The following is a 16151-nucleotide window of genomic DNA, read 5'->3' on the forward strand; positions in this document are numbered from 1 at the left end:
ATGTCGCACGTGTGACGCGGCAACGCCGTTTGCCGGTGCCGTTGCCCGTTCGTCACGCTGACAGGGGGGGCGCCCTGCCGCCGCCGGTCAGACGCTGGCGAACCGCAATGTCACGACAAGACCCGGGTCGTTGTCCGCCAGCGTCAGGCGCGCATCGTGCAGGTCGGCGATCACCGACACGAGGCTGAGGCCCAGCCCGCTGCCCGGCGTCGCCCGGCTGCGATCCAGACGGTAGAGACGCTGCAGCACCTTGTCGCGTTCCCCCGCAGGGATGCCGGGGCCGCGGTCCGCGACGCTGAGCGCGACGATGGCCCCGTCGCGGCGCAGGCCGATGGTGATCGGCGTGCCGTCGTCGGTATGGCGGAGGGCGTTTTCCATCAGGTTGGCGAGGATCTGGCCCAGCAGGTCGCGGTCGCCCAGCACGACCGCCGTTTCCGTCTCGATCTGCAGGTCCAGCGTACGCCCCGACTCGCCCGCCGTGGGGTCGTAGAGTTCCGCGAAGGTCTGCACCAGCGGCACCAGATCGACCGGGGCAAAGCGGCTTTTCGGCGTGCCCGCCTCGATCTGGGCGATCTGCAGCAGGGCGTGAAAGACGGATACGACGCCCGCGATCTCTGCCGTAGCCTGATCGACGAGGGCGGTGGCGTCCGGCGGAAGGGGCATGCCGGACAGTTCGTCCAGATGCACGGAAATGCGCTGGATCGGTGTCTTGAGGTCGTGGGCCACGTCCGAGGAGACCTGCCGGAGCGCGTCGACGCTGGCCTGCTGGGCACTGGCCATGCGGTCGATGCGGGCGCCGATCCGGTGAAAGTCGTCGGACCAGCGCGGCGTCGGGTTGACCCGCGCGGACAGGTTGCCGGTGGTCAGCTGATCCAGCGTGTTTCCCAGCACCCGGACCTGCCCCGCCGCGCGACGGGCGAGGATCAGGGCGGCACCGAGGGCGATCGTCAGGGTCGGCAGCAGCGACAGCAGCACGATGTTGCGAAACACCCGCCACAGCTGGTCGATCTCTGCCCGGGACCGCGCGACGGTCAGCTGCCCGCCCCGCAGGGGCGTCGTCAGCGCCAGATACTGCCCGTCGATGCGGGTGTCCGGATCGTTGATTTCGGTCAGGAAATAGCCGTCCTGATCCTGCGCCAGAACGCCGTTGCCGAACCGCTGCCCCTGCGCCGTGACGTAGGACAGCACCATGCGGTTCGGGTCGGTGACACGCGCCTCTGCCGTCACCAGCGCGGCAAGGGCGGCTGCGGAGGGGGCGGCGCGGAATCCGGCGATGTCCTGCGTCAGATCGCGACGCATCGTGGCGTCCAGAGACGACCGGCTGGCGGTGTAGCTGGCGGTCAGGCTGGCGACGCTGACCACGGCGAAGAGCGCGACGAGGCCCAGCGCCAGACGCACGGGACTGGCGCGCAGCAGGGTCGCGATGCGGCTCACGCCTCGATCCGGTAGCCCGCGCCGCGCACGGTCTTGATGAGATCGGTCGCAAAGGGCTTGTCGACCTTGGCGCGCAGGCGGCTGATGTGGGTCTCGACCACATTGGTCTGCGGATCGAAGCTGATGCCCCAGACATTTTCCAGCAGCATGGTGCGGGTCTGGATCCGTCCCTTGCGGCGCAGCAGGTGTTCGAGGATCGCGAATTCGCGCGGCAGCAGGTCGAGCTTCTGCCCCGCGCGCACCACGTCGCGGGTCACGAGGTCCATGGTCAGGTCGCCTGCGCGCAGCACCGTCTCTTGCGCCATCACACGAGGTCTGCGCCCCAAGGCGTTGATGCGGGCCGACAATTCACCGAAGGCGAAGGGCTTGACGAGGTAGTCGTCGGCGCCGGCATTCAGCCCGGCGATGCGGTCGTCGACGGACCCCATGGCGGTCAGGAACAGCACCGGCGTGCGGTTGCCGGCGCCGCGCAGGGACTTCACCAGCGTCAGCCCGTCGATTTCCGGCAGCATCCAGTCCACGATCATCACGTCATGGTCGGACCCGGTGGCCTGCACCAGACCGTCACGCCCGTTTTCCACCAGATCGACGGTATGACCCTCCTCGCGCAGGCCACGGGTGATGTACTGGCCGGTGGTCCGGTCGTCCTCGACCACGAGTATCTTCATCATGTTCCCGTGCAGCATGGCGGTTCCCTTCGACAGATGGGGCGGAACGCCCCGCTTGGCAAGAAAAAGGCCCCGCCCTGATCAGGGGCGGGGCCGGGCCCCGTCCGGTGCATCGCGGACGGGACCGAGGCGCGGGGCACGCGGCGCATCACCGGCGCCCCGCTGTGGCATGGGATCAGGCGTCCTTCTTGGCCAGATCGCCGACGGTGACGTCGATCGTCATCTCCTTGCCGCGGCGCAGGACCACGGCCTTGGTGTCGGTGCCCGGCGTCACATCGGCCACGGCGCGGGTCAGGCTGCCCACGTCCTTGATGTCCTTGTCGCCGAAGGACAGGATGATGTCGCCATCCTCGAGGCCCGCCTTGGCGGCCGGGCTGTCGGCGCTCACATCCTCGATCACCGCGCCCTTGGGGGCGTCATAGCCCAGCACGGAGGCGATCTCGTCGGTCATCGGCTTGATCTGGACGCCAAGCCAGCCGCGGGCGATGGTGCCGTCGTCCTGCAGGTCGGCCACGACCTTCTGCACGAGGTCCGAGGGCACGGCGAAGCCGATGCCGACCGATCCGCCGCCGGGCGAGAAGATCATCGTGTTCACGCCGATCACCTGACCGTCCGCGTTGAACAGCGGGCCGCCGGAGTTGCCCTTGTTGATCGCCGCATCGGTCTGGATGTAGTCGTCATAGGGGCCGGAGTGGATGTCGCGGCTGACAGCCGACACGATGCCGGAGGTCACGGTGCCGCCAAGGCCGAAGGGGTTGCCGATGGCCACCGCCTCGTCACCGGCGCGCACGCTGTCGCTGTCACCCCATGGCACGGTCGGCAGGTCGGCACCGGTATCGATCTTGATCAGGGCGATGTCGGTCAGGGGATCGACGCCGATCACCTTGGCATCGTATTCCTTTTCATTGTTCAGCTTGACCTTCACCGTGTCGGCCCCGTCGACGACGTGGTTGTTGGTGACGATGTAGCCGTCCTTGGAGATGATGAAGCCGGATCCCAGCGCCTGCTGCGGGGCCGCGTCGGGCTGGTTCTGGAACATCGGACCGAAACGACGCTCCAGCTCCTCGCGCGGGAAACCCGGCGGCAGGGCGTCGGCGAGGGACTGGGCGTCCTGCGCCTTTTCGGTGACTTCGATGAAGACGACGGCGGGCGAGAGCTCCTCGACCAAGTCGCCGTAGCCGCCGGCGGGGACCGCAAGGGCGGCGCTGGGGGCGACGGTGACCGCGGTCGTGCCGGCGAGGGCTGCGACCAGCGACAGGGCCGTTGCGGTGCTGCGGAGGGGAGTGATCATCTGGGGCATCCTCAATGCTGTAACTCGATGAGGAACAGATGCACCCCCGCCCTGTCGATTGCCTGACAGTGGTTATACAGTTTTGTGAGGTTCTTCCTGCAGGCCCGGCGTGCCCATGCCGGTGATGCACGACGTCAGGTCGGCAGCGGCGGTCAGGGCGCGGCCCGTGGCCTGCGCCATCAGCGGCAGGACCATCCATTCCAGCGCCCAGGCCGCGCCGGAGCGTTCCTGTTCGTGCACCATCGCCTGCTGCATCAGCCCCGCCTGCCCCGCATTGAAACGCGCCAGTGTGACGAGGAGTTCGGCGAGGATCGGGTTCTGCTTGTGCGCCATGGCGGACGAACTGCCGCCGCCGGCGATGGCGACCTCTGCCAGTCCCTGCTGCGCCATCAGGGTGATATCCTGCCCCATCTTGCCAAGGCTGCCGCTGATCAGGGCGAGCAGATTGGCATATTCCACGATGCCGCTGCGGTCGGTGTGCCATGATACGGGGGCCGTGGTCAGGCCGAGGGCCTGTGCCATGGGTGCTGCCACATCCGTGAAATCGCCGGTGCCGGTGGGGCCCGACAGGGACAGCCGTTCGGTCTGCGCGCGGGCCAGCGTCAGGCGCGCGCGGTGGTCGACCAGCGGCGCACGCCACAGGCGGATGCGGTCGGCCACGGTGACGGGCAAGGCCGCCTGCATCCGGGTGCGGCCCATCAGGGGTACTGCGCCGAAGCGGTCCGACAGATCAACGAGACCGGCGGCCAGTGCCGCGAGGCGGTCGTCGATGAGGTCGGATGTTTCCCGCAGGGTCAGCGCCAGGCCCGTGTCCAGCACGTCCTGCGACGTGGCACCGGTGTGAATCGCCTGACCCGCGTTCCCTGCCCCGGCCTTCAGCAGCTTGATCAGCGCTGGCACGGGCAGGCCGTCGCTGGCGCACCCGGCAGAGAGCGTGGCCACGTCGATCGTGCAGTCAGCGATGTGATCGGCGGCCTGCACGGCAAGGGTGGCATCGAAGCGCCCGGCCTGTCCCATGGCGCGGGAGAAGGCGGCTTCGAAGGCGCGCATGTGGGCGATCTGCGCCTCGGCGGACCAGAGGGTCGCGATCTGCGGATCGGCAAAGAGTCCGTCGTAAAGGGCGTTGGCGAAAGTCATTCCGCCGCCATCTCGGCCAGTGTCTCCTTGGCGAGCTTGATCGCGTGGTTGGCCTTGGGCACGCCCGCATAGACCGCGACATGCATGAAGGCCTGCAGGATGTCGGAGGGACTGGCCCCGGTGCGGGCGGTGGCGCGAACGTGCATCGGGATTTCCGCGAAGTTGCCGGTGGCGGCCAGCAGCGCCAGCGTCAGCATCGAGCGTTCACGCCGGGTGATGGCGTCCGAGGCCCAGAGCGTGCCCCAGGCGCCTTCGGTGATCATGTCCTGAAAAGGCTGGTCGAAGTCGGTCTTGGCGGCCTCGGCCCGGTCGACATGGGCGTCGCCCAGAACGGCGCGACGGGTCTGCATGCCGGTGGCGTGGCGGTCGGTCATCTGATGCTCCTGCGCGGGGATGGTTCGTGGCTTTGGCTGCCGGACTTTGAGTTCATTTGGTCAGATGGACAAGGGGCGCGGCACCCTGTCAGGCGGCCCCCGGGATCGCGACGCGGCGGGCGCTGTCCTGGAAGGCGTGCATGGACATGGGCCAGACGGTGCCGGGCCATCGGATTTCCATCTCGCGCAGGCGGGGGCGGTAGACGGCGGTGTAGAGCGTGCCGAAGCCGGCCGCGAAAGCAGTGGAATAGAGCGGCGGTTTCAGGAACGCGTCGATGAAGACGTCCTCCGGGTCGCGGTGCAGGGTCAGGCGCTGCAGCAGATAGCGCTCGCGTTCGACCGTGGCGGTGAAACGGGCGTGGCTGATCCATTCCACCTGTTCCTGATGGTTGGTGGCGACGGCGTTGTGGGTGATCAGGGTGGTGCGGTCCGGGCCCATCATCGCGGTCAGGTAGTCGCGGTTTTCGTCCAGCACGGTGACGTTGTAGGACATGTGGGTTGGAATGCGGGCCAGCACCGCGCCGGCCTGTCGCGCCGTGCTGCAGGTCTGCAGGATGTAGCGCAGGATCAGTGGCACGCCGAAGCCCTTGCCCACCACCCGGCGGCCGCCGAAGGTGAGCGAGACGGCAAGGCCCGCGTCGTTCACGCCGTCGACGATCCCCCAAAGCCCGTCGCTGACCCCCATGACGCGGCGGCCCTGCCAGTCGGTGTTCAGGATGAGGCTGTCGAAGGCGGCGGGGTTGTAGTCGTAGTTGCGCACCATGACCGGTTCGGTGCCGGGCCAGATCGCCTGAGAGCATCCGGCGAGGTAGGGCGGCGGATTGTAGAACGACAGGAAGCGCGCGGCATGGTCCCCGCCGCCCGCCAGTTCGCAGAGCCGGTCGTAGAGCGGGACCAGTTCCGGCATGTGTGCCTGCAGCGCCCGGTGACACTCGAGGTAGGTCGGCCGCGCGTTTTCGCCGTCCTTCAGCCACCAGCGCCGGTAGGCGGGCCAGTATTCGGCGAACAGCCCGGCCCATCGGGGGCCGGGCTGATCCTCTGACAGGGCGCGCCAGAGCATGGCTACATGATCTTGAAGGCGGGTTCGGCGAGGGCCGGACCGGCGGCGGCGACGGGCAGCGGCTTGCCCGCGACAGATTGCTTGATGCCGTGGATCCACTTTGCGGCGCGGTCGTTCAGCTGGAACGCCTTGGTCATCGACCGCCCGCGCGTCACGAGGATGCCGATGTCGGCCCCTTCGTAGCGGTAGTCGCCGGGCTGCAGGATGCGCAGGAAGAAGGCCTCGTTTTCGGATTCCACCGCGCGGCGGTGATAGTCGAAGCGGTCATAGACCACGCGGCCGTCCTCCAGCATCTTGTAGATGCCGGTTTCCGGTGCCTCGGTGCAGATGTCGACCGTGTCGGCGGTATGCTTGATGACCATCTGCGACCAGCTGTCGATCATGTCCGGGTTGGCCCAGCGGCTGTTCAGCTCGTCGACGTCCAGTTTGAATTTTTTACGCGAGAATTCAAGCAGGTGGAACAGGAAGAGCGGCGCGTCCGCATGGGCGAAGGCGGCGTGGTTGGTCATCGACGAACAGCCGGTGATGCGGGGGTTCAGCTCGCCCAGCCACAGGTCGCCGGTCTTCTTGTCGATCAGGAAGTCGAGCTCGAAGTAGCCGCGATACCCCTCCTTCCGCAGCTGCTCGCCGAACTTGAAGGTCATGTCGCGGGCCTGCTGGCGCACCTTGGGCGGGAAGGCGGTCGCAAGGATCTCGTTCCCGCACCAGCCGCCCCGATAGGGTGTCAGGTCCTTGAAGCCAACGAGTTCGGTCATCAGCGGGCCGACGATGGTGCCCTGGCTCGTCGCGCAGGCCTCGATCGCGGATCCGCGGCAGTCGATCCGCTTCATGATCTTGATCTCGCCCTCGCCCACGATCTCGTGCTCGTGGCGGCGGAAGTCCTCCTCGGACTTGATGAAGAACGTGGTGTGCCCCGAGTCGCCATAGGCCGATTGCAGCACCAGATCGTGGCCGATCCCGGCCTTCTCGCAGGTCTTGCGCAGGTCCTCGTAGGATTTCACCTCGGCCAGCGTGTTCGGCACGGACGGGACACCGGCCTTGTTGCCGATGCGCACGGTCTCGATCTTGTTGTCCATCGACTGGCGCAGCTTGGCCTTGGGGAACCAGACGTCGGCGCCCAGCTCCTTGCTCAACCGCTCAGTCTCCTCGTCGAACATCAGGAACACGAACTTCGGCTTGCCGCCGCGCCGCTTGATGTAGTCGATGACCTCCTTGTGCTGGAGGAGGTAGTTGTTGATATCCTCGATCGACTGGAATTCCGCGTGCGGCTGTTCGGACGGGCAGAAGACGTTGGGATGCTTGCCGCCGTAGCAGTCGATGTAGCAGATGTATTTGAAATTCTTGACCCATTCGTCGAGGCCGAGCAGGTTGAAGTTCGTCGCAGAGATGAAATAGACCGGGTCTTCGTTGCGGTGAAAGAAGCGGCGGATTTCCGAGATGTTCTTGAGAACTGTCGTGGTCATGAATCGTCCTTCTGCTATTCTGCGGCGGTCTTGTCGGTGGCCTTGTCAGCGATCTTCTTTCTGGATGCGGGTTGCTGTTGCGGCATCAGCGCGGCAAGCGCCTCTTGCGTGAAGACGCGCAGGCCCAGATCGGCGCGGTAGCCGTGGATCTCGTTCACGTCGAGGGCGCGCATGAAGGCGAGGATTTCCGAACTGATGACCTGCCCCGGCACGAGGATCGGGAAACCGGGCGGATAGGGGATGATGAAGCTGGCCGAGACGACCTCCCTGCCCGCCTCCAGCGCCTGCTTCAGTGACCCGTCGAGGTCCATGTAGTCGCATTTGCTTTCGTCATAGGCGAGGTAGTAGGCCGTGCGGATGTCGCCTTCGGAGGTCACGTCGTCGGCGCGGAAGGCATCGTGGAAACGGCTGAAATCCGGCAGCGGCGGGTAGTTCTGCGTCAGGTTCGCGACGCGACGCTCGAACCCCAGACGTTCCATCTTGGACGCATCGTCCAGCAGGTCGTCGAGGGAGCGTGCGATTTCCACCAGCACCTCGATCAGATAGGCGACGGAGGACCGCGTGGTGCCGATGTTGGTCATGAACAGGACGGAGTTGCGGGACGTCTTGTTGATCTGGATGCCGTAGCGGTCCATCAGGATCCGGGTCTTGAAGGTATCGCCGTCCCAGCCGGTGCCGCCCACGGCCAGCGTCACGCGCGTCGCGTCGAGGACGAATTCGTCGTCCTCCCAGGCTTCCAGCATGTCGATCCAGCCGCGGTCCTCGTCGTAGTAGCTCTCGGTGCCAGAGGCACGGTATTCCGACGGGATCATTTCGGCGAGGCTGAGGACCTTGAAGTATTTCTTCAGCAGCGGATGACTGGCGATGGCGCGCCGCATCGACATCGCGGCCTCAAGCTGTCTTTGAACGAATTCAAAGCCTTCCAGTTCGACCTGCCGGCGGCCCACGTCAAGCGATGCGATGATCTGGTAGTTGGGCGAGGTCGAGGTGTGGGTCATGTAGGCTTCGTGGAAGGCCTGCTCCACCTCGCCCTTGAAGTCCTGATCGTTGACATGGATCATCGACCCCTGCCGCAGGGACGTGAGTGTCTTGTGGGTGGACTGCGTGGCATAGACGCGGATCCGCGCGGTCGGCGGGGCGATCAGGCGGGTGTCGAGCAATGTCTTTGTATCGGCCCCTTTCAGCATCTTCTGCTGGGCATCAAAGGCCTTGGCGTGGTCGTCGGTCTTGAACCGCGCCCGCATCTTGTTGGCGGTGCGCATCGCCGTGCGCTTGCGGTAGGTCGGGTTGAACCGGGCGAAGGCGAACCACGCCTCGTCCCAGAGGAAGATCAGGTCGGGCTTGATCGCCAGACATTCCTCCATCACCCGTTCGACATTGTAGACGATGCCGTCGAAGGTGCAGTTGGTCAGCAAGAGCATCCGCACACGATCGAGCTTGCCCGCGGCCTTGAGGTCGAGCAGCTGCTGCTTGATCTCGCGCAGGGGCACCGCGCCATACATCGAGTATTCGTTCAGCGGATAGCTGTCGAGGTAGCAGACCTGCGCGCCCGCCAGCACCATGCCGTAGTGGTGCGACTTGTGGCAGTCGCGGTCGACCAGCACGATATCCCCCGGCCTGACAAGGGCTTGCACGACGATCTTGTTGCAGGTCGAGGTGCCGTTGGTGGCAAAGAACGTCTGTTTCGACCCGAAGGCCCGAGAGGCGAGTTCCTGTGCCTCCTTGATTGGCCCGTGGGGTTCCAGCAGGCTGTCCAGCCCGCCCGAGGTGGCCGAGGTTTCGGCCAGAAAGATGTTGGGCCCGTAGAAGGCGCCCATGTCCTGAATCCAGTGCGACCGGGTGATCGACTTGCCGCGGCTGATCGGCATGGCGTGAAAGACGCCCGTCGGCTGCTTGGAATATTCCACCAGCGCCGTGAAGAACGGCGTCTTGTAGCGCGCCTGCACGCCCCGCAGGATGTTCAGGTGCAGTTCCATGAAGTCTTCCTGATTGTAGAAGACCCGGCGGCAGACGCCCAGTTCCGTGCCGGCGATATCCTCGACCGACCGTTCGGTGACGAGGTAGGCGTCCAGTTCCGGGCGCACGTCGTCGATCAGGCGGCACAGGGCGGGGCCGAAATCCTTGGATTCCAGATCCTTCAGCTTTTCGGTCCCGGCAATGCCTTCGAGGAATCGGGCCAGGATCGGATGGTGCGAGCGCGAGCGCAGGGTCACGCCCGGCCGCACCACGATGGCCTGGATGTTGTGGTTGAACAGCACCGCGATCAGCGCGTCCTCGACCGAAGGCACGACAAGCGCTTCGTAGACGAAGGGGTCTTCGGCCCGACGCATGGCGTGGACGTTGGATTTCAGCCAGTGCTCCTGCGCGTCGCTGACCTCGTCGACGATCAGCACCTCGAAATAGGGCTTGGTCAGGGCGCGGACCTCGGGGCTCAGCAGCGCCTCGTCGTCATGCTCCTCGCGGTCGTCGCTGTCGTGGTCCAGCGGAATGTGGCGGCGACGATAGGCCCCCGTCGACAGGGCGCGCGCCGTGCGGTGCACGCTGTAGGACAGTTCGGTAAAGCTGTTGTGCTCGAACTGGCGACGCATGTGGGCGAAGACCTGCATGCCCGGGAACGCCCAGTACCCTTCGATCTCGGCCAGCCCTTCGAAAAGCTCGGAGGCCTGGCTGCGCAGGGTCGGGCTGATCCGGGCCGGCGCCTCGCGCGACAGCTGCGCCGTGACCTCGCGCAGCTCGCTCCACCGGTCGGCACGCAGCTGGGTTGCGGAATAGTAGTCGGTCACGGAATGCATAGCGGTCGTTCCTCGTCATGGTCTGGCGGGACACCGTGTCGGACCTGCGGCCCGGCGCTTGCCGGCCGCAGGCAAGGTGGTGCGTCAGCTTCCGCCAGTGTGGGGGACAGCCGCCGCGCCTGCAACACCTAGTGCGGGTGTTTTGTACTCGACCCCGATTTCCGCCTCGGCCGGCACCTCTACATGCAGGCCGGCCCGGGTTCCCTGATGCGGGATTTCCAGCGGCCCCAGCGTGTTGAGGAACGAATCGACGCCGCTGGCGCGGTCGTAGACGCTGAAGTCGACGTCCCGGTCGCGGAAGGATTTCAGGACCTGCCCCAGCCCCTTCAGCCCCGTCTCGCGCTGGCGGCGCACCATGTCGAGGTCGACCTCGATGGGGAACATGTCCTCCTGCCCGCCCGACTGATGCAGCACCATCGACGTGGGATCGACCACGCAGGACTTGCCGATGCCGCCCGCGCCAAGGCCGTTCACGTCGATGACGTAGCACTGGAACTGCGCCGCCGTGGCCCGCGCGATGGCCAGTTCCGCGTCGCGGTCGGTGGTGCCGGTCAAGACCGGGTGCAGCAGCACCTCCACCCCCTGCGCGGTCAGCTGGCGCGTCGTTTCGGGGAACCAGATGTCATAGCAGATCGACAGGCCGAAGCGGCCCACGTCCGGCACGTCGAAGACGCAGAACTCGGTGCCCGCGCTGATGCCCGCCTCGTAGGGCCGAAACGGAAACATCTTGGCGTAGCGCTTCACTATATTGCCGTCCGGGTCGATCACGACCGCGGTGTTCAGGATGCGTCCGTCGGGCGCGCGCAGGAACATCGATCCGGGGATCAGCCAGACGCGGTGCTTGCGCGCCGCCTCGCAGAAGCGGTCCAGCGTCTCGTTCTGCGGCTCCATCGCGAACTTGTCGAGCGGACCATAGGGCGCGAGTTCGGAAAACAGCACCATCTGCGTCCAGGGAAAACGCGCCATCAGCACGTCGAGGCGCTGCAGCATGCCGTCGACATTGGGTTGCAGGGCATTGACGTACATCTGCACGCCGGCGATCGCGAAGGGGGTCATTCCGGGTCTACTTCTGATATGTGACGCGACGGGCGCGCTTGACCGTCATCTAGCACGCAAGCAGCCGAAAGGGAAACGGACGCCACGGCAACCCGCGGCGTCCCCTTCTTCTCGTCGGAAATACCTCGGGGGTGTGGGGGCAGCGCCCCCACCGGATCGGCCCGGCTCGCCGGGCCGATCCGCCATGGCTGTCACGCCGCCTGCTGCTCGGCCACCGCCGCGGCCAGCGCCGCTTCGAAGATCGCCAGACCTTCGTCGATCACCGCATCGGACGCCGTCAGCGGCACCATGATGCGCAGGGCGTTGCCGTGCAGGCCGCAGGACAGCAGGATCAGACCGCGCTTCAGCGCGTGCGCCACGACGCGCTTCGTCAGGTCCGCATCCGGCGCGGCGGTATTGAAGTTGCTGACGAATTCGACAGCCACCATGCCGCCCAGACCGCGGATGTCCCACATCCGGTAGGGGGCCGCCCGGGCGCCGATCTCGGCGAACTTCGCCTTGAAGTGCTCGCCGATGCGGGTGGACCGCTCCAGCAGACCCTCCTCCTCGATCACGTCGATGGCGGCGAGTGCGGCCGCACAGGCGACGGGGTTGCCGCCATAGGTGCCACCCAGACCCCCGGGAATCATCGCGTCCATGATGTCGGCGCGACCGATCACGCCAGCGATGGGATAGCCGCCCGCCATCGACTTCGCCACGGTGATCAGGTCCGGTACGACGCCGGAATGTTCGACGGCGAACCACTTGCCGGTCCGGCCGAAACCGGCCTGAATCTCGTCCGCGATCAGCAGGATGCCGTGCATGTCGCAGAGCGCACGCAAGGCCTGCAGCATCTCGAAGGGCACGGGGGTGTAGCCGCCTTCGCCCAGCACCGGCTCGATGATGATGGCGGCGATGCGTTCGGGCTGGGCGTCGGTCAGCATCAGGTTGTTCAGCGCCGTCAGCGCATCCTGCACGGTGATGCCGTCGCGGGCGTTCGGAAAGGGCGCGCGGAAGATGTCCGCGGGGAACGGGCCCACGTCCTTCTTGTAGGGGCTGATCTTGCCGGTCAGGCCCAGCGTCAGCAGGGTGCGGCCGTGGTAGCTGCCGGTAAAGGCGATGACACCGGTGCGACCGGTCGCGGCACGGGCAATCTTCACCGCATTCTCGACCGCCTCTGCGCCGGTGGTGACCAGCAGCGTCTTCTTGGCGTGCTCGCCGGGGGCCAGTGCGTTCAGACGCTCTGCCAGTGCCACGTAAGGTTCGTATTGCACGACCTGAAAGGACGTGTGGGTATAGAGGTCTTCCTGCGCCTTGGCGGCGGCGATGACCTTGGGGTGACGGTGACCGGTGTTCAGCACCGCGATGCCGCCGACGAAGTCAATGTAGCGGTTGCCCTCCACGTCCCACAGCTCTGCATTTTCGGCGTAGCTGGCGAAGACCGGTGCGGCAGAGGCGACGCCGCGGGGCACGGCCGCCTCGCGCCGCTTCAGCAGGGCGGCGTTCGACTGCGCCTCGACCGGCAGGTCAGGCACGACGGTCAGCGGCGTCCGCGTGGCGGCCTGTGCGGCCGTGGCGGGTTTCATCTTGGTCTTGCTGGGTGTGGGTTTGTTGGTCATGCGCGCCGTCCTTTGCGAGCCAGAGGTGTCTAGAATCCTAGTGCTGCCTGTTTAATATAATTGCCAGACCGGCAATTCGTTCCATTTTGCGTCACGAATGGTCTGGAAGCGACCCCGCGCCGTTTTCGCTTGATCACCGCAGGACATCGTTGCCTAAATGCCGTCAGACCGGCGACGCCGTCGCGGTCGCGCGTGGAGGGAGGCCCTTTTGGACATCGGTGAACGGTTGCGGACCCTGCGCGAACGGCACGGTCTGTCCCAGCGCGAACTGGCGGCCCGCGCAGGGCTGACCAACGGCACGATCAGCCTGATCGAGAAGAACAGGACCTCGCCCTCCGTCGCGTCGCTGAAGTCGTTGCTGGACGCGATCCCGATCAGCATGGCAGAGTTCTTCACTCCGCCGGACCCGGCCCCGGCCGAAGCGCCCCGCTTCTTTTTCAAGGCGGACCAGTTCCACGAGATCGCGCCACAGGACGCCGATCCGCGCCCGCACGTGTCCCTGCGCCAGCTGGGCCGGGCGGCGGAACACGCGCTGCAGCTGCTGCACGAGACCTATCCGCCGGGTGCCGATACCGGTCCCGAATTGCTGAGCCACGCAGGCGAGGAAGCGGGCATCGTCGTGACCGGCGAAATCGAGGTGACCGTCGACGGCGCGGTGGCGGTGCTGGCGGCGGGCGACGGCTATATCTTCGACAGCCGCCTGCCGCACCGGTTCCGCAATCCGGGCGATGCGGTCTGCGAGGTGATCAGCGCCTGCACGCCGCCGAGCTTCTAGCGGTCAGTGGTCGCAGATCCGGACCTGCGGATCGAGTTTGACGTAGTCCACGGCCTTCATCTTGTGGATCTTGGTCGGCGGAATGTACTGCCATTTCGCCAGATAGCGCCGCTGCGCCTCGCCCCGCAGATAACGCGCCATCTGCTGGTTGCCGATCGGCCCCTGGTTCACGTTGGACCCGTGGAACCCGACGGATGCGCCGGGCCCGAGGCAGGCATTGGGCAGCGTCGTGAAGATCACGCAGGCCGACCGGCAGAAGCCGCGGATTTCGACCCGCCCGCCCCATCTCAGCAGATCGGCGCGGTCGGCCTCGGCACTGATCAGCTGCCCGCCGCCGTCGTCCGTCAGCACATAGGGCTCTGTCGTGGGCGGCGGCCTGCGGTCCGTGCAAAGCCCCATCTGGCAGGCGATGGCAAACCACAGCATGATAGATCCTTTCAATGATGTCCGCGATCATCGGCGGCATGCGGCAGCGTCGCAAGACGGCGCGGCGCGGGGTGGCGCAAGGTCGCCGGTCGCGGACCCATGGCGGCGCCGGAGCCTCCGGCGGGCGTTTGCCGGTCAGGTGAACGGGGGCCCCGCGCTATGGGGCCTGATCGAACCGGGATGGGCCGTCAGTCGGCCATGTCCCAGGCGGTGGTGAAGTTGGACAGGACCGTCGCGACCTGATCGCGCGAGGCGGCGCCGGAGATATGGGCGACGAGGCCCAGCTTCTTGTCCTCGGTCACCGAGGCGACGGTGGCCGCGACGCCCGCATCTGCCAGCGCCGCATCGAAGACGCGGGTGATCGCCCGGCGGCGCAGTTCGGGCTTGAAGATCTTGCCGACGGCGGTCTTCGGCAACTCGCCCATGATCTCGAGGTGGCGCGGGTGCGCCGCGCGTTCGTTGATCTTGCCCTTGGCGTAGTCAAGCAGTTCCGCCTCTGTCACCGTGGCGCCGCTGACGAGTTCGACGTAGGCGCAGGGGATCTCTCCCGCGTGGGCGTCGGGCTGGCCGATCGCACCGGCGAAGGCCACGGCGTCGTGGCCGGCCAGCGCCTCCTCGATCTCTGCCGGGTCGATGTTATGGCCGCCGCGGATGATCAGATCCTTGGCGCGCCCGGTGATCCAGACGTAGCCGTCGGCGTCGATCCGGCCCAGATCGCCCGTGCGCAGGAAGGCCGCGGCGTGGTCGTCGTCGGCGTAGAACAGGTTCTTGTTCTTGTCCGGGTCGGTGTAGGTATGGCCGCGGAACACGCCGGGATTGGCGACGCAGATCTCTCCGATCTCGTCGGTGCCGCAGGCGGTATGCTTTTCCACGTCCATGATCCGCACCCGGGTGTAGGGGAACGGGATGCCGATCGAGCCGATCTTCTTGGTGCCCTGCGGCGGGTTGATGGACACGAGGCAGGTCGCCTCGGTCAGGCCATAGCCTTCGCAGATGGTGACGCCGGCCGCTTCCTCGAACCGGCGGTAGAGTTCCAGCGGCAGCGGGGCGGAGCCGCAGAAGGCGAGCTTCAGCGAGGAGATGTCGGCATCCACCGGGCGCTGCATCAGGGCGGACATGGCGGTGGGCACGGTGATCATGAACGTCACCTTGTGCCGTTCGATCAGCTTCCAGAAGTTGTCGAAGACCCCTGCCCCGCGGTAGCCCTGCGGCGTCGGGAAGACGATATGCGCGCCGGACGACATCGAAGCGCCGAGCGAGACGATGGTGGCGAAGACGTGGAACAGCGGCAGCGGGCAGATCTGCACGTCCTGTTCCGTGAACAGCAGTTCGGCCCCCAGCCAGCCGTTGTAAATGATGCCGGAATAGAGGTGCTGGACGACCTTGGGCATCCCCGTGGTGCCGCCGGTGTGGAAATAGGCGGCGACCCGGTCGGTGGGACTGTCGATGAACTGGAGCGTCCTCGGCTGCTTGCGCACAGCCTTTTCAAAGTCGATGATTTTGGCCTTGTGGTCGGCGGCGTTCTTGGGCCGGATCCAGGGCACGATCAGCTTTTTCGCACCCGTAAGGTAGCGGTGCAGGTCGACCTCGATCACATGGCTGACGCCGGGGGCCAGCGCCACGGCGGCGGCGGCCTTTTGCGCAACGTCGGACTTGGGGAAGGATTTCATCGTGACCAGCACCTTGGCGCCGGTTTCGCGCAGGATGGCGGCGATCTGCGCCGGTTCCAGCAACGGGTTGATCGGGTTCACGATACCCGCGATCTGGCCGCCGAAATAGGTCAGCACCGCCTCTGTACAGTTCGGCAGCATGTAGGCCACGACATCGCCCTCGCGGATCCCGAGGCTGCGGAACAGGTTCGCCGTCTGGGTGGTCCGGTCCAGCGTCTGCTGCCAGGTCAGGGTTTCCGCGGGACTCTTGGGGCCGGATTCAAGCTGGAAGGTCACGGCGGGCCGGTCCGCAAAGCGGGCGGCGGTGCGGGTCAGCTGCGCGAAGGTCGTGACGGGCATGTCGCGGTCGGCCCAGCTTGTCGCCTCCAAGGCCTCGGCGTCGGCGCGGCTTGCATATCCCATGGTGT

Annotated in this window: 13 protein-coding genes; 1 reads left to right on the plus strand and 12 read right to left on the minus strand. The window is 66.4% G+C overall.

The window, feature by feature from the left end:
- Window positions 1-87 precede the first annotated feature (87 nt).
- The 10 genes from BUA54_RS12110 to gabT form a co-directional block, all read right to left on the minus strand.
- Complete coding sequence (locus tag BUA54_RS12110; RefSeq protein ID WP_072857515.1) at window positions 88-1434, minus strand: sensor histidine kinase; 1347 nt, start codon at window positions 1432-1434, stop codon at window positions 88-90.
- Window positions 1431-2102 (minus strand): response regulator, encoded by a 672-nt coding sequence (locus BUA54_RS12115; RefSeq protein ID WP_072857655.1) that lies wholly within the window; start codon window positions 2100-2102, stop codon window positions 1431-1433. Before BUA54_RS12115 ends, BUA54_RS12110 begins: the two co-directional genes overlap by 4 nt.
- A 175-nt stretch (window positions 2103-2277) precedes the next feature.
- A complete protein-coding gene (locus tag BUA54_RS12120) occupies window positions 2278-3393 on the minus strand; it encodes a Do family serine endopeptidase (RefSeq protein WP_143155413.1) in 1116 nt (371 codons plus the stop codon).
- A gap of 72 nt (window positions 3394-3465) precedes the next feature.
- Entirely contained in the window at window positions 3466-4530 is a 1065-nt protein-coding gene (locus BUA54_RS12125; protein ID WP_072857517.1) for a 3-carboxy-cis,cis-muconate cycloisomerase, read from the minus strand.
- A complete protein-coding gene (pcaC, locus tag BUA54_RS12130) occupies window positions 4527-4904 on the minus strand; it encodes a 4-carboxymuconolactone decarboxylase (protein WP_072857518.1) in 378 nt (125 codons plus the stop codon). The genes BUA54_RS12125 and pcaC overlap by 4 nt, the downstream gene beginning before the upstream one ends.
- A gap of 88 nt (window positions 4905-4992) precedes the next feature.
- Complete coding sequence (locus tag BUA54_RS12135; RefSeq protein ID WP_072857519.1) at window positions 4993-5964, minus strand: C45 family autoproteolytic acyltransferase/hydrolase; 972 nt, start codon at window positions 5962-5964, stop codon at window positions 4993-4995.
- 2 nt (window positions 5965-5966) lie between these two features.
- Complete coding sequence (locus tag BUA54_RS12140; protein WP_072857520.1) at window positions 5967-7427, minus strand: biotin carboxylase; 1461 nt, start codon at window positions 7425-7427, stop codon at window positions 5967-5969.
- Between the two features lie 14 nt (window positions 7428-7441).
- Window positions 7442-10219, minus strand: a complete 2778-nt coding sequence (locus BUA54_RS12145; protein WP_084114370.1) for an aminotransferase class I/II-fold pyridoxal phosphate-dependent enzyme — start codon at window positions 10217-10219, stop codon at window positions 7442-7444.
- Between the two features lie 84 nt (window positions 10220-10303).
- Window positions 10304-11275 carry a carbon-nitrogen hydrolase family protein gene (locus tag BUA54_RS12150; protein ID WP_072857521.1) on the minus strand — a complete coding sequence of 324 codons (972 nt, stop codon included), beginning with the start codon at window positions 11273-11275 and terminating at the stop codon, window positions 10304-10306.
- A gap of 191 nt (window positions 11276-11466) precedes the next feature.
- Complete coding sequence (gene gabT / locus BUA54_RS12155; RefSeq protein ID WP_084114372.1) at window positions 11467-12873, minus strand: 4-aminobutyrate--2-oxoglutarate transaminase; 1407 nt, start codon at window positions 12871-12873, stop codon at window positions 11467-11469.
- 208 nt (window positions 12874-13081) lie between these two features.
- Here gabT and BUA54_RS12160 point away from each other — a divergent pair, with 208 nt between their 5' ends.
- Window positions 13082-13648, plus strand: a complete 567-nt coding sequence (locus tag BUA54_RS12160; RefSeq protein WP_072857522.1) for a cupin domain-containing protein — start codon at window positions 13082-13084, stop codon at window positions 13646-13648.
- A 3-nt stretch (window positions 13649-13651) separates the two neighbouring features.
- On the opposite strand, the gene BUA54_RS12165 is transcribed toward BUA54_RS12160, so the two are convergent.
- Together BUA54_RS12165 and BUA54_RS12170 are read right to left on the minus strand one after the other, a co-directional pair.
- Window positions 13652-14074, minus strand: coding sequence for a hypothetical protein (locus BUA54_RS12165; RefSeq protein ID WP_072857523.1), 423 nt, complete (start codon window positions 14072-14074; stop codon window positions 13652-13654).
- Window positions 14075-14262: 188 nt separating this feature from the next.
- A complete protein-coding gene (locus BUA54_RS12170; RefSeq protein ID WP_072857524.1) occupies window positions 14263-16146 on the minus strand; it encodes an acyl-CoA synthetase in 1884 nt (627 codons plus the stop codon).
- Between the last annotated feature and the right edge of the window lie 5 nt (window positions 16147-16151).

The organism is Loktanella atrilutea, from assembly GCF_900128995.1.
GTDB lineage: Bacteria > Pseudomonadota > Alphaproteobacteria > Rhodobacterales > Rhodobacteraceae > Loktanella > Loktanella atrilutea.

Bases quoted from the DNA above. Each gene is read 5' to 3' on its own strand.
- BUA54_RS12115 (WP_072857655.1), bottom strand. From the start codon at position 2,102: ATGAAGATACTCGTGGTCGAGGACGACCGGACCACCGGCCAGTACATC.
- BUA54_RS12120 (WP_143155413.1), bottom strand. From the start codon at position 3,393: ATGATCACTCCCCTCCGCAGCACCGCAACGGCCCTGTCGCTGGTCGCA.
- BUA54_RS12125 (WP_072857517.1), bottom strand. From the start codon at position 4,530: ATGACTTTCGCCAACGCCCTTTACGACGGACTCTTTGCCGATCCGCAG.
- pcaC (WP_072857518.1), bottom strand. From the start codon at position 4,904: ATGACCGACCGCCACGCCACCGGCATGCAGACCCGTCGCGCCGTTCTG.
- BUA54_RS12135 (WP_072857519.1), bottom strand. From the start codon at position 5,964: ATGCTCTGGCGCGCCCTGTCAGAGGATCAGCCCGGCCCCCGATGGGCC.
- BUA54_RS12140 (WP_072857520.1), bottom strand. From the start codon at position 7,427: ATGACCACGACAGTTCTCAAGAACATCTCGGAAATCCGCCGCTTCTTT.
- BUA54_RS12145 (WP_084114370.1), bottom strand. From the start codon at position 10,219: ATGCATTCCGTGACCGACTACTATTCCGCAACCCAGCTGCGTGCCGAC.
- BUA54_RS12150 (WP_072857521.1), bottom strand. From the start codon at position 11,275: ATGACCCCCTTCGCGATCGCCGGCGTGCAGATGTACGTCAATGCCCTG.
- gabT (WP_084114372.1), bottom strand. From the start codon at position 12,873: ATGACCAACAAACCCACACCCAGCAAGACCAAGATGAAACCCGCCACG.
- BUA54_RS12165 (WP_072857523.1), bottom strand. From the start codon at position 14,074: ATGCTGTGGTTTGCCATCGCCTGCCAGATGGGGCTTTGCACGGACCGC.
- BUA54_RS12170 (WP_072857524.1), bottom strand. From the start codon at position 16,146: ATGGGATATGCAAGCCGCGCCGACGCCGAGGCCTTGGAGGCGACAAGC.